Source organism: Streptomyces sp. NPDC001070, from assembly GCF_053598835.1.
On the sequence record NZ_JBSFLB010000028.1, the window covers coordinates 54,266 to 76,203 of the forward strand.

General features: G+C 70.8%; 22 protein-coding genes. 12 read left to right on the plus strand and 10 right to left on the minus strand.

Features of this window, described 5'->3' with window-relative positions:
• Positions 1 to 12 precede the first annotated feature (12 nt).
• The 4 genes from ACWDAS_RS30105 to ACWDAS_RS30120 all read right to left on the minus strand — a co-directional run bounded on the left by ACWDAS_RS30105 (position 13) and on the right by ACWDAS_RS30120 (position 2,349).
• Positions 13 to 588, minus strand: coding sequence for a TerD family protein (locus ACWDAS_RS30105; RefSeq protein WP_450397325.1), 576 nt, complete (start codon positions 586 to 588; stop codon positions 13 to 15).
• 63 nt (positions 589 to 651) lie between these two features.
• Positions 652 to 1,227 (minus strand): TerD family protein, encoded by a 576-nt coding sequence (locus ACWDAS_RS30110; RefSeq protein WP_450397328.1) that lies wholly within the window; start codon positions 1,225 to 1,227, stop codon positions 652 to 654.
• 83 nt (positions 1,228 to 1,310) lie between these two features.
• A complete protein-coding gene (locus tag ACWDAS_RS30115) occupies positions 1,311 to 1,769 on the minus strand; it encodes a peroxiredoxin (protein ID WP_450397331.1) in 459 nt (152 codons plus the stop codon).
• 139 nt (positions 1,770 to 1,908) lie between these two features.
• Positions 1,909 to 2,349, minus strand: a complete 441-nt coding sequence (locus tag ACWDAS_RS30120) for a DUF3052 domain-containing protein (RefSeq protein ID WP_026250565.1) — start codon at positions 2,347 to 2,349, stop codon at positions 1,909 to 1,911.
• 406 nt (positions 2,350 to 2,755) lie between these two features.
• On the opposite strand from ACWDAS_RS30120, the gene aceE reads away from it, so the two are divergent.
• Positions 2,756 to 5,500: a pyruvate dehydrogenase (acetyl-transferring), homodimeric type gene (gene aceE, locus ACWDAS_RS30125; RefSeq protein WP_450397333.1), complete on the plus strand. Its 2,745-nt coding sequence runs from the start codon at positions 2,756 to 2,758 to the stop codon at positions 5,498 to 5,500.
• Positions 5,501 to 5,565: 65 nt separating this feature from the next.
• Here the strand turns inward: aceE and ACWDAS_RS30130 are convergent, their stop codons facing one another.
• Both ACWDAS_RS30130 and ACWDAS_RS30135 read right to left on the minus strand, forming a co-directional pair.
• Positions 5,566 to 5,943, minus strand: a complete 378-nt coding sequence (locus tag ACWDAS_RS30130; protein ID WP_450397336.1) for a peptidase inhibitor family I36 protein — start codon at positions 5,941 to 5,943, stop codon at positions 5,566 to 5,568.
• A gap of 104 nt (positions 5,944 to 6,047) precedes the next feature.
• Positions 6,048 to 7,649 carry an MFS transporter gene (locus ACWDAS_RS30135; RefSeq protein ID WP_450397338.1) on the minus strand — a complete coding sequence of 534 codons (1,602 nt, stop codon included), beginning with the start codon at positions 7,647 to 7,649 and terminating at the stop codon, positions 6,048 to 6,050.
• Between the two features lie 106 nt (positions 7,650 to 7,755).
• On the opposite strand from ACWDAS_RS30135, the gene ACWDAS_RS30140 reads away from it, so the two are divergent.
• Genes ACWDAS_RS30140 through ACWDAS_RS30150 form a run of 3 tightly spaced genes read left to right on the plus strand, consistent with a single transcriptional unit; the run spans position 7,756 to position 10,529 of the window.
• Positions 7,756 to 8,439: a TetR/AcrR family transcriptional regulator gene (locus ACWDAS_RS30140; RefSeq protein ID WP_450397341.1), complete on the plus strand. Its 684-nt coding sequence runs from the start codon at positions 7,756 to 7,758 to the stop codon at positions 8,437 to 8,439.
• Positions 8,440 to 8,492: 53 nt separating this feature from the next.
• Entirely contained in the window at positions 8,493 to 9,689 is a 1,197-nt protein-coding gene (locus tag ACWDAS_RS30145; protein ID WP_450397344.1) for an alpha/beta hydrolase, read from the plus strand.
• Between the two features lie 54 nt (positions 9,690 to 9,743).
• Positions 9,744 to 10,529: a DUF4429 domain-containing protein gene (locus ACWDAS_RS30150; protein ID WP_450397347.1), complete on the plus strand. Its 786-nt coding sequence runs from the start codon at positions 9,744 to 9,746 to the stop codon at positions 10,527 to 10,529.
• On the opposite strand, the gene ACWDAS_RS30155 is transcribed toward ACWDAS_RS30150, so the two are convergent.
• A complete protein-coding gene (locus ACWDAS_RS30155) occupies positions 10,490 to 11,509 on the minus strand; it encodes an aldo/keto reductase (protein ID WP_450397350.1) in 1,020 nt (339 codons plus the stop codon). The genes ACWDAS_RS30150 and ACWDAS_RS30155 overlap by 40 nt on opposite strands.
• 5 nt (positions 11,510 to 11,514) lie before the next feature.
• Positions 11,515 to 11,976 carry a MerR family transcriptional regulator gene (locus tag ACWDAS_RS30160; RefSeq protein WP_450397352.1) on the minus strand — a complete coding sequence of 154 codons (462 nt, stop codon included), beginning with the start codon at positions 11,974 to 11,976 and terminating at the stop codon, positions 11,515 to 11,517.
• A 69-nt stretch (positions 11,977 to 12,045) separates the two neighbouring features.
• On the opposite strand from ACWDAS_RS30160, the gene ACWDAS_RS30165 reads away from it, so the two are divergent.
• Positions 12,046 to 12,855, plus strand: coding sequence for a serine hydrolase domain-containing protein (locus ACWDAS_RS30165; protein ID WP_450397477.1), 810 nt, complete (start codon positions 12,046 to 12,048; stop codon positions 12,853 to 12,855).
• Positions 12,856 to 12,912: 57 nt separating this feature from the next.
• Here the strand turns inward: ACWDAS_RS30165 and ACWDAS_RS30170 are convergent, their stop codons facing one another.
• The gene (locus tag ACWDAS_RS30170) at positions 12,913 to 13,641 is read right to left on the minus strand and encodes a cache domain-containing protein (protein ID WP_450397354.1); all 729 of its coding nucleotides are present in this window, start codon (positions 13,639 to 13,641) and stop codon (positions 12,913 to 12,915) included.
• A gap of 46 nt (positions 13,642 to 13,687) precedes the next feature.
• Positions 13,688 to 14,434, minus strand: a complete 747-nt coding sequence (locus tag ACWDAS_RS30175) for a FadR/GntR family transcriptional regulator (protein ID WP_450397357.1) — start codon at positions 14,432 to 14,434, stop codon at positions 13,688 to 13,690.
• Positions 14,435 to 14,540: 106 nt separating this feature from the next.
• Between ACWDAS_RS30175 and ACWDAS_RS30180 the strand changes: the two genes are divergently transcribed.
• The 7 genes from ACWDAS_RS30180 to ACWDAS_RS30210 all read left to right on the plus strand — a co-directional run bounded on the left by ACWDAS_RS30180 (position 14,541) and on the right by ACWDAS_RS30210 (position 21,871).
• Positions 14,541 to 15,620 (plus strand): ABC transporter ATP-binding protein, encoded by a 1,080-nt coding sequence (locus ACWDAS_RS30180; RefSeq protein ID WP_450397360.1) that lies wholly within the window; start codon positions 14,541 to 14,543, stop codon positions 15,618 to 15,620.
• A complete protein-coding gene (locus ACWDAS_RS30185; protein ID WP_450397362.1) occupies positions 15,611 to 16,801 on the plus strand; it encodes an ABC transporter substrate-binding protein in 1,191 nt (396 codons plus the stop codon). The genes ACWDAS_RS30180 and ACWDAS_RS30185 overlap by 10 nt, the downstream gene beginning before the upstream one ends.
• A gap of 7 nt (positions 16,802 to 16,808) precedes the next feature.
• Positions 16,809 to 17,696, plus strand: coding sequence for an ABC transporter permease (locus tag ACWDAS_RS30190; protein WP_450397365.1), 888 nt, complete (start codon positions 16,809 to 16,811; stop codon positions 17,694 to 17,696).
• Between the two features lie 11 nt (positions 17,697 to 17,707).
• Positions 17,708 to 18,523 carry an ABC transporter permease gene (locus tag ACWDAS_RS30195; protein ID WP_450397367.1) on the plus strand — a complete coding sequence of 272 codons (816 nt, stop codon included), beginning with the start codon at positions 17,708 to 17,710 and terminating at the stop codon, positions 18,521 to 18,523.
• A 65-nt stretch (positions 18,524 to 18,588) separates the two neighbouring features.
• Positions 18,589 to 19,788 (plus strand): PucR family transcriptional regulator, encoded by a 1,200-nt coding sequence (locus ACWDAS_RS30200; RefSeq protein ID WP_450397370.1) that lies wholly within the window; start codon positions 18,589 to 18,591, stop codon positions 19,786 to 19,788.
• Between the two features lie 101 nt (positions 19,789 to 19,889).
• Entirely contained in the window at positions 19,890 to 20,825 is a 936-nt protein-coding gene (locus ACWDAS_RS30205) for an ACP S-malonyltransferase (RefSeq protein WP_450397373.1), read from the plus strand.
• Positions 20,826 to 20,839: 14 nt separating this feature from the next.
• Entirely contained in the window at positions 20,840 to 21,871 is a 1,032-nt protein-coding gene (locus ACWDAS_RS30210; protein ID WP_450397376.1) for a beta-ketoacyl-ACP synthase 3, read from the plus strand.
• Positions 21,872 to 21,938 lie beyond the last annotated feature (67 nt).

Here is a 21,938-nt window from a genome sequence, read left to right on the forward strand (position 1 = left end):
TATCCAATCCCTTTACGAAACGTTGACCCCGAAGTCTAGGGCGATGCCCCGCAGACCTGACGCGTACCCCTGGCCAACGGCTCGGAACTTCCATTCGCCGCCGTACCGGTACAGCTCCCCGAAGATCATCGCGGTTTCGCTGGAGGCGTCCTCGGAAAGGTCGTAGCGGGCCAGCTCGCTCTGGTCGGTCTGATTGACCACGCGGATGTAGGCATTGCTGACCTGGCCGAACGTCTGGCCCCGGGAGTCGGCGTCATAGATGGAGACCGGGAAGACGATCTTGTCGACCCGCTCGGGCACGGCCATGAGGTCCACCAGCAGGACCTCGTCGTCGCCGTCGCCGTCACCGGTCAGATTGTCGCCGGTGTGCTCGACCGAGCCCTCCGGGCTCTTGAGGTTGTTGTAGAAGACGAAGTACTCGTCGCCGAGCACCCGGCCCGAGGCGCACAGCAGCGCGCTGGCGTCCAGGTCGAAGGGCGCCCCGGTGGTGGAGCGCGCGTCCCAGCCGAGCCCGACCAGCACGCTGGTCAGATTGGGTGCGGCCTTGGTGAGGGAGACATTGCCCCCCTTGGCGAGCGTGACGCCCATGCTGTTCTCCTCCCCCGCAGGGGCTCGCGGCCCGCCGGGCGCGGACCGCGAGGCCCCGACGAATCAGACGTTGACGCCGAAGTCCTGCGCGATGCCGCGCAGGCCGGACGCGTAACCCTGGCCGATGGCCCGGAACTTCCACTCCGCGCCGTGCCGGTACAGCTCGCCGAAGACCATCGCCGTCTCGGTCGAGGCGTCCTCGGTGAGGTCGTAACGGGCCAGCTCCCTGTCGTCGGCCTGGTTGACCACGCGGATGAACGCGTTGCGGACCTGGCCGAACGACTGCTGGCGGGTCTCGGCGTCGTAGATCGACACCGGGAAGACGATCTTGGCGACATCGGCCGGCACGGCGGCCAGGTTCACCTTGATCTGCTCGTCGTCGCCCTCGCCCTCACCGGTGATGTTGTCACCGGTGTGCTCGACGGAGCCGTCGGGGCTCCTGAGGTTGTTGAAGAAGACGAAGTGCTGGTCGGAGAGGACCTTGCCCTCGGTGCCCGTGAGCAGGGCACTGGCGTCCAGGTCGAAGTCCGAGCCCGTGGTGGTGCGGGCGTCCCAGCCGAGGCCGACGATGACGGCCGTGAGGTTGGGGGCCTCCTTCGTCAGCGAAACGTTGCCACCCTTGCTGAGGCTGACTCCCACGGGTCCTCCCATGTCATCGCGTGCTGCTTGTCTCAGATCGCATCAGGATCAACGCCCTGAGGTTAGTACCCGGTTCCCCGGGACTACAGGGCTTCGAGCGCCTTGACGTACTCGTTCAGGTCACGGGCGTCCGGCAGGCCGTTGACGACGGTCCAGCGGACGACGCCCTCCTTGTCGATGACGAAGGTGCCGCGCACCGCGCAGCCCTTGTCCTCGGCGAAGACGCCGTAGGCGCGGGAGACCTCGCCGTGCGGCCAGAAGTCGGACAGCAGCGGGTAGTCCAGTCCCTCCTGCTCGGAGAAGACGCGCTGGGTGTGCATCGAGTCGTTGGAGACCGCGAGCAGCTGGACGTCGTCGTTCTGGAACGTCGGCAGCTCGTCGCGGAGCGCGCACAGCTCGCTCGTGCAGACCCCGGTGAAGGCGAAGGGGAAGAAGAGCAGGACGACGTTCTTGGAACCCTTGAAGTCGGACAGCCGCACGGTCCGGCCGTGCTGGTCCCTCAGCTCGAAGTCGGGGGCCTTTTCTCCCGCGGCGAGCGCCATGGCGAACACACCTCTCCGGTGACGGTGACGGGGCCCGAGGCGGGACCCCCGCGGCCAGTCTCGCACCGCGGTGCGGAGGCAATGCGAAGCGCCCCCGTGACACGTCGGTCACGGGGGCGCTGGGCCGGACGGCAACGCGTCAGCGCTTGCCGGCCTTCGCCGTCTTGGGGGTCACCAGGCGACTGGCGGTCCAGTCCTTGGAGACGTTGACGCTGCTGGTCTGAGCCAGGCCGGCGGTCTGCGCGGCCTCTCCGATGTCACTCGGCTCGACGTGCCCGTCACGGCCGGTCTTCGGGGTCATGAGCCAGATCTGGGCGCCCTCGTCGATGGCGGATGTGGCGTCGACCAGGGCGTCGGTCAGGTCGCCGTCATCATCACGGAACCAGAGGATGACGCCGTCCGCGACGTCGTCGTACTCCTCGTCCGCGAGCTCTTCGCCCGTGATCCCCTCGATACCCTCACGGAGCTCGTGATCGACGTCGTCGTCGTAACCGAGCTCCTGGACCACCTGTCCGGGCTCGAAACCAAGCCGGCTCGCCGGGTTGGTTTGCTCCTCCGCGTGGCCCGCGGTCGCGCTCACGCTCTGCCTCCTGTCATGGGGGTTGTCTTCCCGCTCCTGTGCGGGGTTATGGGCGGTAGTCCACACGGGCGCGGCGGTTCGCGCAAGTACCCGGCCGCCCATCCCGCCCAAACGTTGACGTGTCACCGCAACCCGAACCGTGAGGGGTGACGTGGCTCACTCCACTATGCCAGGGTTTCTCCCGAATCGGGGTTGCGGTCGGTCGTACGTCCGAGTGGGCGTAGAGTTGCGGTTTGGTCGAACGGCCACCGGACAGCCATGCGAGAGCCTCAAGAGGGTCTGGAAGAGGGGTCTGTCTCACTTAGTGGTGGTTACCACTCAGTAGAGATGACGTATCCCGAACGCGCGGTACACGATGGAGGCGGCGCGACCCAGCAGAGCAAGACCCTAGAAGCGAAGGAATAGCGTGGCTTCCGGATCAGATCGCAACCCGATCATCATTGGCGGCCTTCCCAGCCAGGTCCCGGATTTCGATCCCGAGGAGACGGCGGAATGGCTCGACTCGCTTGATGCCGCCATCGACGAGCGCGGACGTGAGCGCGCCCGCTACCTGATGCTCCGCCTGATCGAGCGAGCCCGCGAGCGGCGGGTGGCCGTGCCCGAGATGCGCAGCACGGACTACGTCAACACCATCGCGACCAAGGACGAGCCGTTCTTCCCCGGCAACGAGGAGATCGAGCGGCGCATCCTGAACGCGACCCGCTGGAACGCGGCGGTCATGGTGTCCCGCGCACAGCGGCCCGGCATCGGCGTCGGCGGCCACATCGCCACCTTCGCTTCCTCGGCCTCCCTCTACGACGTGGGCTTCAACCACTTCTTCCGGGGCAAGGACGACGGCAAGGGCGGAGACCAGATCTTCTTCCAGGGGCACGCCTCCCCGGGTGTCTACGCCCGGGCGTTCCTGCTGGACCGGCTCTCCGAGACCCAGCTCGACGCGTTCCGCCAGGAGAAGTCCAAGGCGCCGTACGGCCTGTCCAGCTACCCGCACCCGCGGCTCATGCCGGACTTCTGGGAGTTCCCGACCGTGTCCATGGGCCTCGGCCCGCTGGGCGCGATCTACCAGGCCCGGATGAACCGCTACCTGCAGGCGCGCGGCATCGCCGACACCGAGCAGTCGCATGTGTGGGCGTTCCTCGGCGACGGCGAGATGGACGAGCCGGAGTCGCTCGGCCAGCTCTCCCTCGCCGCCCGCGAGGGCCTGGACAACCTCACCTTCGTCGTCAACTGCAACCTGCAGCGGCTCGACGGACCGGTGCGCGGCAACGGCAAGATCATCCAGGAGCTGGAGTCGCAGTTCCGCGGCGCCGGCTGGAACGTCATCAAGCTGATCTGGGACCGCACCTGGGACCCGCTGCTCGCCCAGGACCGCGACGGCGTGCTGGTGAACAAGCTCAACACCACGCCCGACGGCCAGTTCCAGACCTACGCCACCGAGACCGGCTCGTACATCCGCGACCACTTCTTCGGTGACGACCACCGGCTGCGCAAGATGGTCGAGGGCCTCACCGACGACCAGATCCTGCACCTGGGCCGCGGCGGCCACGACCACCGCAAGATCTACGCGGCGTACAAGGCGGCCCGCGAGCACAAGGGCCAGCCGACGGTGATCCTGGCCCAGACGGTCAAGGGCTGGACGCTCGGCCCGAACTTCGAGGGCCGCAACGCGACCCACCAGATGAAGAAGCTGACGGTCGACGACCTCAAGCGCTTCCGCGACCGGCTGCACCTGCCGATCTCCGACAGGGAGCTGGAGTCCGGCGCCCCGCCGTACTACCACCCGGGCCGGAACTCGGAGGAGATCCAGTACATGCACGACCGGCGCAAGGGCCTGGGCGGCTACGTCCCGACCCGCGTCGTGCGCGCCAAGCCGCTGGCGCTCCCGGACGACAAGGCCTACGCGGGGACCCGCAAGGGCTCCGGCCACCAGACGATCGCCACCACGATGGCCTTCGTCCGGCTGCTGAAGGACCTCATGCGGGACAAGGAGATCGGCAAGCGCTTCGTGCCGATCGCCCCGGACGAGTACCGCACCTTCGGCATGGACTCGCTCTTCCCGTCGGCGAAGATCTACAACCCGCTGGGCCAGACGTACGAGTCGGTCGACCGCGAGCTGCTGCTGGCGTACAAGGAGTCCCCGACCGGCCAGATGCTGCACGACGGCATCTCCGAGGCGGGCTGCACCGCCTCGCTGATCGCCGCCGGGTCGTCCTACGCGACGCACGGCGAGCCGCTGATCCCGGTCTACGTCTTCTACTCGATGTTCGGTTTCCAGCGCACCGGCGACCAGTTCTGGCAGATGGCCGACCAGCTGGCGCGCGGCTTCGTGCTGGGCGCCACGGCGGGCCGCACCACCCTCACCGGTGAGGGCCTGCAGCACGCCGACGGCCACTCGCACCTGCTGGCCTCGACCAACCCCGCCGTCGTCGCGTACGACCCGGCGTTCGGCTTCGAGATCGCGCACATCGTCAAGGACGGTCTGCGCCGCATGTACGGCGAGCCCGCCGGCGGCGAGGACCCGAACGTCTTCTACTACCTCACCGTCTACAACGAGCCGATCGTCCAGCCGGCCGAGCCGGAGGGCGTGGACACCGAGGGCATCCTCAAGGGCCTGTACAAGTACCGGACCGCCGAGGCGGGCGCGATCCCGGCGCAGATCCTGGCGTCCGGCGTGGCCGTGCCGTGGGCCCTGGAGGCGCAGAAGATCCTCGCCGAGGAGTGGAACGTCCGGGCCGACGTGTGGTCCGCGACCTCCTGGAACGAGCTGCGCCGCGACGCCGTGGAGGCCGAGGAGCACAACCTGCTCCACCCGGAGGAGGAGCAGCGCGTCCCGTACGTGACGCAGAAGCTCAGCGGCTCCGAGGGCCCGTTCGTGGCCGTCTCGGACTGGATGCGGGCCGTCCCGGACCAGATCTCCCGCTGGGTGCCGGGCACCTGGCAGTCGCTCGGTGCCGACGGCTTCGGCTTCGCCGACACCCGTGGTGCGGCGCGCCGCTTCTTCCACATCGACGCGCAGTCGGTGGTGCTCGGCGTCCTCACCGAGCTGGTGAAGGAGGGGAAGATCGACCGCTCCGTGCTGAAGCAGGCGATCGACCGCTACCAGCTGCTCGACGTGGCCGCGGCCGACCCGGGCGCGGCGGGCGGCGACGCCTGACGGTCCCCGCTTCGACAGGGCCCCCACCGCGGACCGCGGTGGGGGCCCTGCCCTTGCCGGCCGGCTCACTGGTCGACGATCTGGAAGGCCCGCACCGTGTGCCGGGACTCGGGGACCCAGGTGCCCGACGGGAAGGTGACGAAGTCGCCCTCGGTGGAGCACTCCGCGCTCTGGTACGTCGTCACGAGCTTGCGCGTGCGGTTCACGAAGGACTTGGCGGTCGTCCCGGCCGGCAGCGGCACACAGGAGTCGACGTCCGTGTCCGCGAGTTCGTGGACCAGGCGTGCCCCGCGATAGCCCGGTCTGCTCCACAGGCACAGCTCGCCCGGATCGCAACCGCCCGCCGGAGCGGCCGAGGCCGGTGCCGGGGCGGCGAGGGCCCCGGCGGCCGCGGTCAGGGCAAGAGCCGAGGCCAGGGCAAGGGTCAGGACTGCGGGACGCATGTGGATCACTCCCCCGTTGTGGTCGGAGCACCACCGTGAACGGCGAGGCCCGGGGCCGCCAAGGGCCCCGGGCCTCGTTCACCCGGATAGGGAATCGTCCGGCGTCAGATGTGCACCCCGCCACCGGAGGCGTCCGCGTTGACGCCGCGCTTGGTCAGGAACGCGATGCCCGCCGCGAAGGCGGCCACGACGCCGGCGACGGTGAAGGCCAGACCCATCCCCGAGAGGAAGGTCTCGTTGGTGATCTTCGTGATCACCGCGACGACCTCGGCCGGGGTGTCCTTGGCGACCGGCGGCACACCGACCACGACCGCGTCGGCGGCCTGCGCCGCCTGCTCGCCCTTGAGCGGAGGCAGGCCGGCCGCGGCCCACTTCCCGGGCAGCACGCTGTCGACCCGCGAGGCCATGATCGTGCCCAGGACGGCGGTGCCGAGGCTGCCGCCGACCTGCATCGCGGAGCCCTGCAGGCCGCCGGCCACGCCGGACAGCTCCAGCGGGGCGTTGCCCACGATGACGTCGGTGGCGCCGACCATCACCGGCGCGAGGCCGAGGCCCAGCAGCGCGAACCAGACGGACATGACCAGGGTGCCGGAGTCGGCCTCCAGGTTGGTCATGCCGAACATGGCGACCGCCGTGCACACCATGCCGCCGACCAGCGGCACCCGGGGACCGAACTTGGTGATCAGTGCGCCGGCGGCCGGCGAGCTGACGATCATCATCGCGGTGAGCGGCAGCAGGTGGACACCGCATTCCACCGCCGACATCCCGTGGACGTTCTGCAGGTAGAAGGTGACGAAGAACAGGCCGCCCAGGAAGGCGAAGGCCATCAGCACCATCAGCGCGGTACCCGCGGACAGCGGCACCGAGCGGAACATCCGCAGCGGGATCAGCGGCTCGGAGGCCTTGGTCTCCCAGAGCGCGAACAGGACGAAGAGCAGCGCCGAGCCGACCAGGAAGCCCAGGGTCAGCGGGTCGCCCCAGCCCCACTCCGGAGCCTTGATCAGGCCCCACACCAGGCCGAACATCGCGCCGGAGAGCAGCAGGATGCCGGGGATGTCGAAGGACCGCGGCGCGTTCTCGGCGCGTACGTCCTTCAGGATGACCAGGCCCATGACCAGCGCGACCAGACCCACGGGCACGTTGATGAAGAAGACGGACTCCCAGTTGACGTGCTCGACCAGCAGACCGCCCGCGATCGGCCCGGCGGCGGTGGAGGCACCGATGACCATGCCCCAGATGCCGATGGCCATGTTGAGCTTCTCGGCCGGGAAGGTGGCACGCAGCAGGCCCAGCGCGGCGGGCTGGAGCAGCGCGCCGAACACGCCCTGCAGGACGCGGAGCGCGATCACCATGCCGACGCCGCTGGACACCCCGATCAGGCCGGAGGTGAGGGCGAAGCCCGCGAGGCCCACGAGGAAGGTCTGCCGGTGGCCGAACCGGTCGCCGAGCTTGCCCGCGGTGATCAGCGAGACGGCCAGGGCCAGCATGTAGCCGGTGGTGATCCACTGGATCTGCTCGCGGGAGGCGCCGAGGTCGGCCTGGATGGCCGGGTTGGCGACGGCGACGATCGTGCCGTCCAGCGCCACCACCATGACGCCGATGGCGACCGAGAAGAGGGTCAGCCAGGGGTGGCCGCGGAGGGGCTTCTTGGAAGGCGCCGGTATCGAGTCCGGGGCCTTGTCGGTGACGACGGAGGCTTGGGTCATGGGCAAAAGATTATGTCAGTCCCTGACATTTGACCAAAGCAGTCATCCGTCGGCAACTGTCAGGAAGCACGAAGGTATCGTGAGGCCCCTTGGAGGTGGACGGCAGATGAAGCACGCGATCCGCGCGACGCCCGTGTGCGGCCTGCGCGAACGCAAGAAGCAGCGCACGCGCGACGCACTCATAAGGGCCGCGATCGAGCTGTTCGTCGCCAAGGGGTACGAGCGCACGACCGTCGACGAGATCGCCGCTGAGGTCGAGGTCTCGCAGCGCACCTTCTTCCGCTACTTCGCGGGCAAGGAGGAGGTCGCGCTCGCGCTGGAGGGCAGCGTCGAGGAGGCCTTCGTCGCCGCGGTGGCCGACCGGCCGACCGGCGAGCCGCCCTTCGAGGCGCTGCGCGCGGCCCTCGACGAGTCCTGGCACAGCATCAGCGCCGTCATCGCCGCCGTCGTCCCGCTCCCCACGTACATGGCGATGTACCGGGTGATCGAGTCCACGCCGACGCTGCTGTCCGCGCAGATGCGCCACTCGGCGCTCATCGAGGAGCGGCTCGCCTCCGTCATCGCCGCCCGCGAGGGCCTGGAGCCGGCCGACCCGCGCCCTCGGGTGCTGGTGGCGGCCGTCGGCGGGGTGATACGGGTGGCGCAGCGGCTCTGGGGGGACGGCGACGAGACCAGCGTGGAGTCGATCCGCCGGATCACCGAGCAGCATCTGGACCTGCTGGTACCGGTCTTGGCGCACCCCTGGGACAAGCACAAGGGTGTGTCCGGAATCTCCTTGTTTCAAACGTGACTTGAGTCACGGCGGACCCAGGCGGTCTCCCCGGTCTCCTATGGTGTCCCCCAGTGAACCTCGTCGACGAGCGCTTCAGCTCCCCCTCCCTGCGCGCCCTTCTGGCCCTGGCCGTGGTCTTCGTCATGCTGGCGACCACCGGCTGGACGGCGCTGCGCCACCACAAGGGCGGCGGGGACGCGCGCTCGGTCGCCGTGACCGCCTGGCGGCACGGCTCGCTGGGCGGTCGCCCGCTCCCCGATCCCCAGGCGGGGGCGGACGTCATCGCGCGCTTCTTCGCCTCGGTCGGCCCGCGTCAGGCCAAACGGCTCGCGGACCGCTACCCGCTCGTCGTGGGCAATCTCAACGGCGCCCCGATCGCGCTGCGTTACCAGGCCAACCGGCGTTCGCTCGTCAAGGCACGCGCCCAGGAGACCGCCCGCTCGCACAGTGCCCTGCTGACCGCGGAGGGCCGCCGGGACGCCGACCTGCGCGCGGACCGCTACGCCTCGCTGCTCGACGGCGAACGGCAGATCCTCGCCTTCGACCCCACCGGCCGCGGCCGCGCCGCCGAGGTCTTCGGCGACCTCGACACCGCCGACCGGGTCTCCATCGTCGTGCCCGGGGTCGACACCGACGTCCTGTCCTTCGAGCGGTCCACCGACCCGACCCGCGCCCCGGTCGGCATGGCCCGCTCGCTGTACGCGGCCGAGCACGCCACCGCCCCGAAGGCGCACTCCGCCGTCATCGCCTGGGCCGACTACACCACCCCGCAGGGCGTCGGCCTCGACGCCTCCACGGGGGAACTGGCCGAAGAGGGCGCCGTGCGGCTGACCGGCCTGGTCAGAGCGCTGCCCGCGCGCGGTACGGTCTCGCTGTTCTGCCACTCCTACGGCTCGGTGCTGTGCGGGGTCGCCGCACCGGAACTGCCCTCGGGCAAGGTCTCCGACATCGCCGTCTTCGGCAGCCCCGGCATGCGCGTGGACAAGGCGGCCGATCTGCGTACGGCGGCCCGCGTCTGGGCCACCCGGGACAGCACCGACTGGATCGGCGACGTGCCGCACCTGGAGTTCGCCGGGCTCGGTCACGGCGCCGACCCCGTCTCCCGGGCCTTCGGCGCCCGGGTGGTGACCTCCGCGGACGCCGAGGGGCACGCCGGCTACTTCCGCTCCGGCACCGACAGCCTGGCCAACTTCACCAGCATCGCGCTGGGCCGCTACCCGGACGTCCGGTGCGTCACCGGCAGCGACTGCACCGCCGGCGTGGCCTAGACCGGCCTTTCCCGGCCGGTTCCCGAAACGGCCGGGCGGCCTACGATGACCCGTATGGGTGACGTATTGGCCGGATCCAACGCCGTATGGGAGTTCGATGCCGATGCGGTGCTCATCCGTTACGAGCGAGGCATGCGCAATTCGAAGCTGCTGCAGACCCTCGGCCAGCGGCGTGTCCCGTACGAGGCCCTCACGGGCGTCGAGCTGGCCCCCTGGCGGCGCGGGACGGTCGTGCTGCGCGCCATCCCGAGGCCGGGGGCCGATCCGCTGATGGAGGCGGCGAAGGGCCAGCTCAAGGACACCGCCGACCCCTACCGGCTGGTGCTGCCCGCCGAGCGCGAACCACTCGCCGAGCACTGCGCCGGGGAGCTGCTGTCCGCCATCGGGACGCACCACGGCGCCGACGGGGAGCCGGCCCAGCGCCACCTCGTGGACGTGCCGTCCGCGCCCCTGTCCTTCAAGGCGTACGACGGCAAGGCGTCCTTCGACGGCGAGACGGTGTCCTTCCGCTGGTTCTGGACGGGCGCCTCGACGGCCAAGTGGAAGGCCGGTGACCAGCACTTCCCGGTCACCGCGCTGTCCGGGGTCGACTGGCGCTCCCCCGAGATGATCGGCGGCCATCTGCGGCTGGTGCCGCGGGACGGCGAGGGCCGCCGCCCCGGCAACCCCGACGACGACCCGGCGACCGTGGTGTTCGGCCTGGGTTACGGCCTCGTCCACGAGTCGCTGCCGCTGGCCGCGGCGGTGCTGGCGGCGATCCAGCGGGCCGCGCGGAGGCGGCCCGCCCTGGACCGGGACGGCTACTCGCGCGCCGCCGACGTGGACGACATGTCCGGGTAGCGGTCACCGGCGACCTGCCCGGCGACCGGTTCCAGCCATCCCAGCTCGGTCTCGTCGAGGACGATCCGGGTGGCGGCGGTGTTCTCCCGTACGCGCTCCGCCTTGCGGGTGCCGGGGATCGGCACGACGGTCAGCCCGTGGACCTGCGCCCGCTGCTGGACCCAGGCGAGGGCGACCTGGCCGGGTGTGGCGCCGTGCGCCTTGGCGGCCTTGCGGACCGGCTCCAGCAGATCGGCGTTGCGCTTGGCGTTCTCTCCGGTGAAGCGGGGCTGGTACCGGCGGAAGTCGTCCGCCGACAGCTGGGAGGCGTCCTGGAAGGAGCCGGTCAGGAAGCCACGGCCGAGCGGGGAGTACGGCACGACGGCCACGCCCAGCTCGGCGGCGGCGCCGGTCAGCGAGATCTCCACGTCCCGGCTGAACAGCGACCACTCGGACTGCACGGCCGTGATCGGGTGCACGGAGTGCGCCTCGCGCAGCTCGGCGCCGGTCACCTCGGACAGACCCAGGTACTTGACCTTGCCCGCCCGCACCAGCTCGGCCATGGCGCCGATGGACTCGGCCAGCGGCACGGCGGGGTCCCGGCGGTGCATGTAGTACAGGTCGATGACGTCCACGCCGAGGCGGCGCAGGCTGGCGTCGACGGCCTGCCGTATGTAGGCGGGGTCGTTCCGCACGGCGCGGTACCGCGGGTCGTCGGCCTTGCGCTCGATGGCGAACTTGGTGGCGAGGGTGATCCCGTCCCGGTGGGCCCGTACGAAGGGAGCCAGGAACTCCTCGTTGGCCCCCATGCCGTACACGTCGGCGGTGTCGAAGAGCGTGACCCCGAGGTCCAGGGCGGTGTCGAGCGTGGCGCGGGCCGCGGCCTCGTCGGTGGGCCCGTAGAACTCGCTCATGCCCATGCAGCCCAGGCCCTGCACACCGACCAGCGGGCCGCCGGTGCCGAGCGTGACCTCGGCGATCTGCTCGTTGTTGTCGCTCATGCGGTTCATGCCCTCTCGGACGCCCGGCGGGCGTCAGCGTAGGTGTCGATCTTGTGGTCGAGGACCGCGAGGGTGTCCTGCAGCTCGGTGATCCGCCGCCGCACGTCGCGCCGGGTCGATTCCAGCAGCTCCTGGCGCTCGGCGAAGGTGTGCTCGCCCAGCCGCACCAGCTCGGCGTAGCGGACCATGTCCGCGACCGGCATCCCGGTCAGCCGCAGCTTGCCGACGAAGGCCAGCCAGTCGAGATCGCGGTTGGCGAAGCGGCGCTGCCCGGTGTGGGAGCGGTCGACGTGGGGCATCAGCCCGATCCGCTCGTACCAGCGCAGCGTGTGCGCGCTCAGGCCGGTGAAGGCCGCCACCTCGCTGATCGTGTAACGGTCCCGGCCGTCCGGGAGGGGGTGCCGTGCCTCGTCGGAGCAGCTGCGTACGCTGCCGGGCTTGCTCTTGGCCACCTGCGTCACGGTCATGGGTTCCACGCTAAAACCCTGGAGTGCACTCCAAGCAAGGCCATTCGTTAGGCTCACGGCATGCGGAGCCTGAGCAGCCTGAGCGCGATCGAGAACTGGCCTGTCCCGACGGCCGCGGCGGCGGTCGTCCGCCGTGACGGCACGGTCGCGGGAAGGTACGGCGAGACCGGGCGGCGCTTCCGGCTGGCGTCGGTGACCAAGCCGCTGTCCGCCTACGCGGCGCTGGTCGCGATCGAGGAGGGCGCGGTCGAGCTGGACGAGCCGGCCGGGCCCGAGGGCTCGACCGTACGGCATCTGCTCGCCCACACCTCCGGGCTCGCCTTCGACGAGCACCGGGTGATGGCCGCCCCCGGCACGCGGCGGATCTACTCCAACGCGGGCTTCGAGGTGCTGGCCGACCACATCACCAAGGCGACCGAGATCCCCTTCGCCGAGTACCTGCGGCAGGCGGTGCTGGAGCCGCTCGGGATGCACGCCACCGACTGCCCGGGCTCGGCGGGCGCGGGCGCGATCTCCACCGTCGACGACCTGGTGCGCTTCGCCGCCGAACTGCAGGCGCCGCGGCTGCTGACCCCGGAGACGGTCGCCGGGGCGACCTCGGTGACCTTCCCCGGGCTCAAGGGCGTACTTCCCGGCTACGGCGGCCAGAACCCCAACGACTGGGGCCTGGGCTTCGAGATCCGGGACCACAAGTCCCCGCACTGGACGGGGGTGTCGTCCTCCCCGCGCACCTTCGGGCACTTCGGCCAGTCCGGCACCTTCCTGTGGGTCGACCCGGACGCCCATGCCGCCTGCGTGGTGCTGACGGACCGTGACTTCGGCGAGTGGGCGCTGCCGTTGTGGCCGGCGCTCACGGACGCGGTGCTGGCGGAGCTCTGACCGCCGAGCCGCGCCCGGAACCGCGCCGCGGGCTTTCCCGGCGTGTGCGGCGCGGAACTACGCGCCGGGGGACTGTCCGGGGAGAGCCGTGACGAGCGTCAGCGGGATCGGTCCGCAGGGCCGGCCGCTGACGCTCCGCAGGAGCGAGCCGGCCAGGTGCCGGGGGTCGGTGGAGGCGGCGACCCGGCCGCGGGCGTTGACCAGGGCGGCCGGCGCGGGCAGCCGGCGCAGCAGCGGCAGCACGGCGGCCTCGAAGTGCCGCAGGTACACGTCGGCGGCGGCGACGCCGAGGAAGCGCCCGCCGTGCTGGACCGGCACCGACAGGGTGAGGCTGTACTCGTCGGAGCACAGGTAGTCCACGTACGGCCCTGCCACGGCGCGCTCGCCGGTGGCGCGGGGCAGGGCGAACCAGTCCCAGTGGGTGTAGTCGGAGTAGGCCGAGGTGCCGGGGTCGAGGTCGAGCAGCAGCGGCCGCACCCCGCCGTCCCCGTGGTTCTGCCACCACTCCAGCCAGGCCGGTACGTCGCCGAGCAGCCCGGGTTCGGCGATGAAGCCGATGCCGGAGATCAGGTCGCGCCGGCTCAGCAGCCGGTCGTGCAGCAGCGGCCGCAATGCGGCGAGGTCCGCGGTGGTCGGGGCCCGGCCGGCGGCGCGCACGGCGGCGATGGCGGTGGTGCGCTCGGCCACCTGGGCGACGGCGGCGAAGACGTCCTCCAGGGTGCCGCGGACCCGGTCCACGACGTCGGCGACGATGTCGTCGACGAGGGCGGTTGAGCTGACGGCCACGGCGGCTGCCTCCGGTGCGGGAGGGCGGGAGGTGCGGACGCCCGGGTCAGCCGGCGACGGACAGACGCAGTCCGATCAGGCGCTCCATCGCGTCCTGCACCCGCCGTTCGGCCAGGGACCTGGCCAGCTCCGCGTCGCCGTCGCGCACGGCGCGGATCAGCGCGCGGTGCAGCCCGACGACCGCCGCGCGGGCGTCGTCCTCCCCGAGTGCGAGACAGATTAGCGCTCCGATCTCCGCCTGGATACGGATCTCTTCCTTGGTGAGACGGGCCGACTGGGCGGCCGCGGCGAGCTCCACGTGCATCCGGCCGTAGACGCGGCCGCGGGCGGCGAGGTCGGCGGCGGCCTCGAACTCCTCCAGGGAGCGCTCCAGCGGAGCGAGGTCGTCCGGTTCGGTGCGCTCGGCGGCCAGCCGGGCGGCGCCGCCGGCGACGGCGGCCCAGTGGTCGGCCAGGTCGCGCAGTTCCTCGGTGCTCCAGTCGGCCAGCCGATGACCGAGGCGCGCGGTGCGCGGCCGGTCGGGGGCGGTGACGAAGCTGCCGCCGCCGCGGCCGCGACGGGTGGTGACCAGCCCCTGCTGGCGCAGGGCCATGAGCGCCTCGCGCAGGGTCACGGTGGAGACGCCGAGCCGGGTGGCGAGCTCGGTCTCGCCCGGGAGCTGCTCGCCGTCGGCCAGCAGGCCCAGTTCGATGGCGTCCGCGAGGCGTCGTACGACCGCGTCGACACGGGCGAGGCTGCCGACCGGCGCGAAGACGGCGTGCAGCGCACCATTCGAAAGTTTGCTCACCCGCACACCTTCTCACTTGGGGAAAGTTTTACCCCAGCCAGGCCTTGTCCTCTGAAATATAGCTTCATAGGTTTTAGGTCAACGCCCCAGCGAAGAGAAAGGTTCCCCACCGATGGAGGGAACGGCCAAGGAGACGGACACCGGGACCCCCGCCATACGCCTGCGGGGCCTGCGCAAGTCCTTCGGCCAGGTGCACGCGGTCGCCGGGGTCGACCTGGAGATCGCTGACGGCGAGTTCTTCTCGATGCTGGGCCCCTCCGGTTCCGGCAAGACCACGGTGCTGCGGATGATCGCGGGCTTCGAGGCCCCGTCCGCCGGCACGGTCGAACTGACCGGCCGGGACGTCACCCGGCTCGCCCCCTTCGAGCGGGACGTCAACACCGTCTTCCAGGACTACGCGCTCTTCCCGCACATGACGGTCGAGCAGAACGTCGCGTACGGGCTGAAGATCCGCAAGGTCCCCAGGGCCGAGCGAACCGAGCGCGCCCGCGCGGCACTGGCCTCGGTCCGGCTGGAGGAGCACGGCCGGCGCCGCCCGTCACAGCTGTCCGGCGGCCAGCGGCAGCGCGTCGCACTCGCCCGGGCCCTGGTCAACCGGCCGAAGGTGCTGCTGCTGGACGAGCCGCTGGGGGCCCTCGACCTCAAGCTGCGCGAGCAGATGCAGGTCGAGCTGAAGGCGATCCAGCGCGAGGTCGGCATCACCTTCGTCTTCGTCACCCACGACCAGGAGGAGGCGCTGACCCTCAGCGACCGGATCGCGGTCTTCAACGGCGGCCGGATCGAGCAGGTCGGCACCCCCGCCGAGGTGTACGAGCGGCCGGCCACGCCGTTCGTCGCCGGGTTCGTCGGCACGTCCAACCTGCTCACCGACGACACCGGGACCTACAGCGTCCGGCCGGAGAAGATCCGCCTGCTCGGCCCCGGGGAGCCGACGGACACCGCGGACAGCGCGGACGGCGAGTTGCGCACCGTCTCCGGCACCGTCGCGGAGGTCATCTACCTCGGCGACACCACCCGCTTCCTGGTCGACCTCGACGAGGGCGGCCGGCTCACCGCCCTCCAGCAGAACCAGGAGACCTCCTCGGCGGACGTCGCCGCCTACCGGGGAGCATCCGTGCGCCTCCAGTGGCACCGCCGACACAACGTCACCGTCCAGTCCGCCCACCCGGAAACGGAGTCCACGTGCGTCTGACCCGTACCCTCGCAGCCTGCACCGTCCTGGCCCTGGCCACCGCCTGCGGCGGGTCGTCCTCCGACAAGGGCGGCGGCGGAGGCACCTTCACCCCGCCGAAGCTGAGCGCGCAGAAGACCCTGGGCAAGACCGAGGGCGCGGTCAACCTGATCGCCTGGGCCGGCTACGCCGAGGACGGCTCGAACGACAAGTCCGTCGACTGGGTCACCCCGTTCGAGAAGGAGACCGGCTGCCAGGTCAACACCAAGGTGGCCGGCACCTCGGACGAGATGGTCAGCCTGATGAAGACCGGTCAGTACGACGCCGTCTCGGCCTCCGGCGACGCCTCGCTGCGGCTGATCGCCTCGGGCGACGCGGCCCCGGTCAACACCGACCTGGTCCCCAACTACAAGGACGTCTTCGCCAGCCTCAAGCTGCAGAAGTGGAACTCGGTGAACGGGGTCGCATACGGCATCCCGCACGGCCGCGGGGCCAACCTGCTGATGTACCGCACCGACAAGGTCTCCCCCGCCCCCACCTCCTGGTCGGCGGTCTTCGACAAGGCCTCCGCGTACAAGGGCCATGTCACCGCGTACGACTCCGCCATCTACATCGCGGACGCCGCGCTCTACCTGATGAAGACCAAGCCGGAGCTGGGCATCAAGGACCCCTACGCGCTGGACCAGAAGCAGTTCGACGCCTCCGTCGCGCTGCTGAAGGGGCAGAACGCCGATGTCGGCGAGTACTGGAGCGACTACCTGAAGGAGATCTCCGCGTTCAAGAGCGGCGACTCCGTCATCGGCACCAGCTGGCAGGTCATCGCCAACCTCGCAAAGGCCGAGAAGGCCCCGGTCGAGGCGGTCCTGCCGAGCGAGGGCGCCACCGGCTGGTCCGACACCTGGATGATCTCCGCCAAGGCCAAGCACCCCAACTGCGCCTACAAGTGGCTGGACTGGATCGTCTCCCCCAAGGTGAACGCCCAGGTCGCCGAGTGGTTCGGCGAGGCCCCGGCGAACGAGAAGTCCTGCGCCCTGACCGCCGACAAGAACCACTGCACCGTCTTCCACGCCGCAGACGAGCCGTACTGGAAGCAGGTCCACTTCTGGAACACCCCGATCCAGCAGTGCCTCGACGGCCGCACGGACGTGAAGTGCGTGCCCTACGCCAAGTGGGTCCAGGCCTGGACCGGGATCAAGGGCTGAACCGTCCGTGACGACCACGACCACCACGAAGAACACCCTCGGGCGGCGGCTGGCAGGCTCCCTGCACCGCCGCCCGCGGCTGCGGCTGTCGCTGCTGCTGTCCGCCCCGCTGCTGTGGCTGGTGCTGGCCTATCTGGGCTCACTCGCCGCGCTCTTCCTCTCCGCGTTCTGGACGACCGACACCTTCACCTCCGATGTGGTCAAGGTCTGGAACACGGACAACTTCCGCACCGTCCTCACCACGGGCGTCTACCGGGACGTCGCCCTGCGCAGCCTCGGCGTCGCGGTCGCGGTGACGGTCATCGACATCGTCATCGCGTTCCCGATCGCCTTCTACACCGCCCGGGTGGCCGCCCCGAGGTACCGGCACCTGCTGGTCGTCGCCGTGCTCACCCCGCTGTGGGCCAGCTACCTGGTCAAGGCGTACGCCTGGCGGATCATGCTCTCCGAGGGCGGGCCGCTGGACTGGGCGCTGAAGCCGCTCGGCCTCAGCGGCCCCGGCTACGGCCTGCCCGCGGCGGTCATGGTGCTGGCGTACCTGTGGCTGCCGTACATGATCCTGCCGATCCACGCGGGACTGGAGCAGCTGCCGGCGAGCCTGCTGGACGCCTCCGCCGACCTGGGGGCCCGGACCTGGCGCACCTTCAGGTCCGTGGTTCTGCCGATGGTGCTGCCCTCGGTCGCGGCCGGCTCGGTCTTCACCTTCTCGCTGAGCCTCGGCGACTACATCGCCGTCCAGATCGTCGGCGGCAAGACCCAGCTGATCGGCAACGTCGTCTACTCCAACATCACCCTCGACCTGCCGCTCGCCGCCGCGCTGGGCACCGTGCCGGTCGCGATCATCGTCGTCTACCTGCTGGCCATGCGGCGCACCGGCGCGCTCCAGAGTCTGTGAGGGCTGTACGCATGCAACTCTCCCGCCCCGCCCGCATCGCGCTGCGCGTCGCGGCCGCGCTCGGCTTCGCGGTGATCTACGTGCCGCTGCTGCTCGTCCTGCTCAACTCCTTCAACGCCGACCGCGGTTTCGGCTGGCCCCCCTCGGGCGTGACCCTGCACTGGTGGGCCGACGCCTGGCACAGCGACGGCGCCCGCTCCGCACTGTGGACCTCGGTGAAGGCGGGCCTCGGCGCGACGGCGGTCTCGCTGGTGCTGGGCACCCTGATCGCCTTCGCGGTCTCCCGCCACCGCTTCTTCGGGCGGGAGGCGCTGTCCTTCGTGGTGGTGCTGCCGATCGCGCTGCCCGGCATCGTCACGGGCATCGCGCTCAACACCGCCTTCCGCACGGTGCTGGAGCCGCTGGGTGTCGGGCTGGGCCTGTTCACGATCGTCGTGGGCCACGCCACGTTCTGCATCGTGGTGGTCTTCAACAACGTCCTGGCCCGGCTGCGGCGCACCTCCGGCTCCTACGAGGAGGCGGCGATGGACCTGGGGGCCGACACCTTCCAGGTCTTCCGCGACATCACCTTCCCGCTGATGCGCTCGGCTCTGCTGGCCGGCGGGCTGCTCGCCTTCGCCCTCTCCTTCGACGAGATCGTCGTCACCACCTTCACCGCCGGACCGGGCGTCCAGACCCTCCCCGTGTGGATCTTCAGCAACATGGCCCGGCCGCAGCAGGCACCCGTGGTCAACGTCGTGGCGGCCGTCCTCATCATCCTCTCGGTGATCCCGATCTACCTCGCCCAGCGGCTGTCCGCCGACTCCGCGTCGGGAGGGCGTATCTGACCCACGGGCGCGCGGAGCAGAGGGGTCCGTGCCATGCATCCGCCCGGATAAGGCAGGCTTGTACCGTGCCAGAACCCGCGCTGAACGCATTCGACCCCGCCCGCGACCACCCCCACTCCGCCACCCTGAGGAGGCTGGAGAAGTCCTCGGGGCGTCTGGCGGCGGCCGCGATCGCGCGGATGGACGGGCAGCTGCCCTGGTACCGCGCCATGCCGCCGGAGAACCGGTCCTGGATCGGGCTGGTGGCCCAGGCGGGCATCGCGGCCTTCACCGAGTGGTTCCGCCACCCGGAGACCCCGCAGGCGATCAGCACCGATGTCTTCGGCACCGCGCCGCGCGAGCTGACCCGGGCGATCTCGCTGCGCCAGACGGTGGAGATGGTGCGCACCACCATCGAGGTCATGGAGGCGGCGATCGACGAGGTCGCGGCCCCGGGCGACGAGTCGGTGCTGCGCGAGGCGCTGCTGGTGTACGCGCGGGAGATCGCCTTCGCGACGGCCCAGGTCTACGCCCAGGCCGCCGAGGCGCGCGGCGCCTGGGACGCGCGGCTGGAGTCGCTGGTCGTCAACGCGGTGCTGTCCGGGGAGGCGGACGAGGGCGTGCTGTCGCGGGCGGCGGCGCTCGGCTGGAACTCCCCCGACAAGATCGCGGTGGTGCTGGGCACGGCACCCAACGGGGACAGCGAACTGACCGTCGAGGCGATCAGGCGGGCATCGCGGCACGCCAAGCTGCAGGTGCTCACCGGCGTGCTGGGCGACCGGCTGATCGTGGTGGCGGGCGGCGACGACGATCCGCTGCGGGTGGCCAAGGCCCTGATCGGGCCGTTCGCCGCGGGACCGGTCGTGGCCGGGCCGGTGGTGGGCGATCTGCTGTCCGCGTCGAAGTCCGCGCAGGCGGCGGCCGCGGGGCTGCGGGCGTGCGCGGCCTGGCCGGACGCGCCGCGTCCGGTGCTCGCCGACGACCTGCTGCCGGAGCGGGCGATGGCGGGCGACCGACACGCCCGCGACCAGCTGGTGGAGGAGATCTACAGGCCGCTGGAGGAAGCTGGTTCGGCACTGCTTGAGACTCTGTCCGTCTACCTCGAACAGGCCTCGTCGCTGGAAGGGGCCGCCCGGATGTTGTTCGTTCACCCCAACACCGTTCGCTACCGGCTCCGACGTGTGACGGACGTCACCGGCTGGTCGCCATCGGACGTACGCTCCGCATTCACCCTCCGTATCGCGCTCATCCTGGGCCGGCTCTCCGCGTCCGGGCAGACACCGTAGATACACTCAGGGCCTTTGTGGGACACCAACAAATCGCCCGTCGGTTCTTGGTCCCTGTCCCCACGGGCGGGGATCACCCCGCTCAAGAGAGAGTTGAAAGCGTGCTCGTACTCGTCGCTCCCGGCCAGGGTGCCCAGGCCCCCGGCTTCCTGAACCCCTGGCTCGACATTCCCGGTGTCGCCGACCGCCTCGCCGGTCTGTCCTCGACCGCCGGGCTCGACCTCGCCCACTTCGGCACCAAGGCGGAGGCGGAGGAGATCCGCGACACCGCCGTCGCCCAGCCCCTGCTGGTCGCGGCCGGCCTGGTCGCGGCGGAGCAGCTGTTCGGCGACCCGGCCGCCGCGCGTTCCGCGCTGGGCGCCGTGGCCGGTCACAGCGTCGGCGAGATCACGGCGGCGGCCGTCGGCGGCGTGCTGAGCGCCGAGGCGGCGATGACCTTCGTCCGCACCCGCAGCACGGCGATGGCACAGGCCGCGGCCATCACCGAGACCGGGATGTCGGCGGTGCTCGGCGGCGACCCGGACGCGGTCGTCGCGCACCTGGAGACGCTCGGCCTCACCCCGGCGAACATCAACGGCGCCGGGCAGATCGTGGCGGCCGGCACGGCGAAGCAGCTCGCGGAACTGACCGCGGACAAGCCGGAGAAGGCCAGGGTCATCCCGCTGAAGGTGGCGGGCGCGTTCCACACCCACCACATGGCCCCGGCCGTGGCCGTGCTGGACGAGCTGGCGCAGACGCTGGCGGTCTCCGACCCGGCGCTGCCGTACGTGTCCAACACCGACGGCGCCGTCGTCGCCTCCGGCGCCGAGATCGTCACCCGTCTGGTCTCGCAGGTGTCCAACCCGGTGCGCTGGGACCTGTGCATGGAGACCTTCAAGGAGCTCGGCGTCACTGCGATCATCGAGCTGGTGCCGGGTGGCACTCTGGTGGGCCTGGCCAAGCGCGCGCTGCCCGGTGTCGCGACCCTGGCCCTGAAGACCCCGGACGACCTCGACGCCGCCCGCGCGATCGTGGCCGAGCACGGCCCCCAGGAATAGGAGTCCCCGCAGACATGGCGAAGATCAAGCCCAGCAAGGGCTCCCCGTACGCGCGCATCATGGGCGTCGGCGGCTACCGGCCGACCCGGGTGGTGCCCAACGAGGTGATCCTGGAGACCATCGACTCCAGCGACGAGTGGATCCGCTCCCGCTCCGGCATCGCCTCCCGGCACTGGGCCGGCCCGGACGAGACGGTCGCCGAGATGTCGGTCATCGCGGCGGGCAAGGCCATCGCCGACGCGGGGATCTCGGCCGAGGACATCGGCGGTGTCATCGTCGCCACCGTCTCCCACTTCAAGCAGACCCCGGCCGTCGCGACCGAGATCGCGCACCGGATCGGCGCGGGCAAGCCGGCCGCCTTCGACATCTCGGCGGGCTGCGCGGGCTTCACCTACGCCGTGACCCTCGCCAAGGGCATGGTCACCGAGGGCAGCGCCAAGCACGTCCTGGTGATCGGTGTCGAGCGGCTGAGCGACCTGACCGACAAGTCCGACCGTGCCACCGCCTTCCTCTTCGGCGACGGTGCCGGCGCGGTCATCATCGGCCCGGCCGACGAGCCGGAGATCGGCCCGACCGTCTGGGGCTCGGAGGGCGACAAGGCCGGCACCATCACCCAGACCGTGGCCTGGGACCGCTTCCGTGTGGGCGACGTCGCGCAGCTGCCGGTGGACGAGAACGGCGAGCTGAAGTTCCCGGCGATCACCCAGGAGGGCCAGACGGTCTTCCGCTGGGCGGTGTTCGAGATGGCCAAGGTGGCCCAGGAGGCGCTGGACGCCGCCGGGATCACCGCGGACGACCTGGACGTCTTCATCCCGCACCAGGCCAACATGCGGATCATCGACTCGATGATCAAGGCGCTCAAGCTACCGGAGCACGTCGCGGTCGCCCGCGACATCGAGACCACCGGCAACACCTCCGCCGCGTCGATCCCGCTCGCGATGGAGCGCCTGCTCGCCACCGGACAGGCGAAGAGCGGCGACACGGCCCTGATCATCGGTTTCGGGGCGGGGCTCGTCTACGCCGCCACGGTCGTTACCCTCCCCTAGGCAACACCCACGCGGCGCGCACTCCCGCCCGCCGCAGCCCGTAGTAACCAGCACGAAGAAGGAGAGC

What these genes read in the sequence shown, in the direction of transcription:
- ACWDAS_RS30210 (WP_450397376.1), top strand. Translation starts at nt 20,840, where the DNA reads ATGGCGAAGATCAAGCCCAGCAAGGGCTCCCCGTACGCGCGCATCATG.
- ACWDAS_RS30180 (WP_450397360.1), top strand. Translation starts at nt 14,541, where the DNA reads ATGGAGGGAACGGCCAAGGAGACGGACACCGGGACCCCCGCCATACGC.
- ACWDAS_RS30155 (WP_450397350.1), bottom strand. Translation starts at nt 11,509, where the DNA reads ATGAGCGACAACAACGAGCAGATCGCCGAGGTCACGCTCGGCACCGGC.
- ACWDAS_RS30160 (WP_450397352.1), bottom strand. Translation starts at nt 11,976, where the DNA reads ATGACCGTGACGCAGGTGGCCAAGAGCAAGCCCGGCAGCGTACGCAGC.
- ACWDAS_RS30105 (WP_450397325.1), bottom strand. Translation starts at nt 588, where the DNA reads ATGGGCGTCACGCTCGCCAAGGGGGGCAATGTCTCCCTCACCAAGGCC.
- ACWDAS_RS30115 (WP_450397331.1), bottom strand. Translation starts at nt 1,769, where the DNA reads ATGGCGCTCGCCGCGGGAGAAAAGGCCCCCGACTTCGAGCTGAGGGAC.
- ACWDAS_RS30130 (WP_450397336.1), bottom strand. Translation starts at nt 5,943, where the DNA reads ATGCGTCCCGCAGTCCTGACCCTTGCCCTGGCCTCGGCTCTTGCCCTG.
- ACWDAS_RS30140 (WP_450397341.1), top strand. Translation starts at nt 7,756, where the DNA reads ATGAAGCACGCGATCCGCGCGACGCCCGTGTGCGGCCTGCGCGAACGC.
- ACWDAS_RS30135 (WP_450397338.1), bottom strand. Translation starts at nt 7,649, where the DNA reads ATGACCCAAGCCTCCGTCGTCACCGACAAGGCCCCGGACTCGATACCG.
- ACWDAS_RS30195 (WP_450397367.1), top strand. Translation starts at nt 17,708, where the DNA reads ATGCAACTCTCCCGCCCCGCCCGCATCGCGCTGCGCGTCGCGGCCGCG.
- ACWDAS_RS30150 (WP_450397347.1), top strand. Translation starts at nt 9,744, where the DNA reads ATGGGTGACGTATTGGCCGGATCCAACGCCGTATGGGAGTTCGATGCC.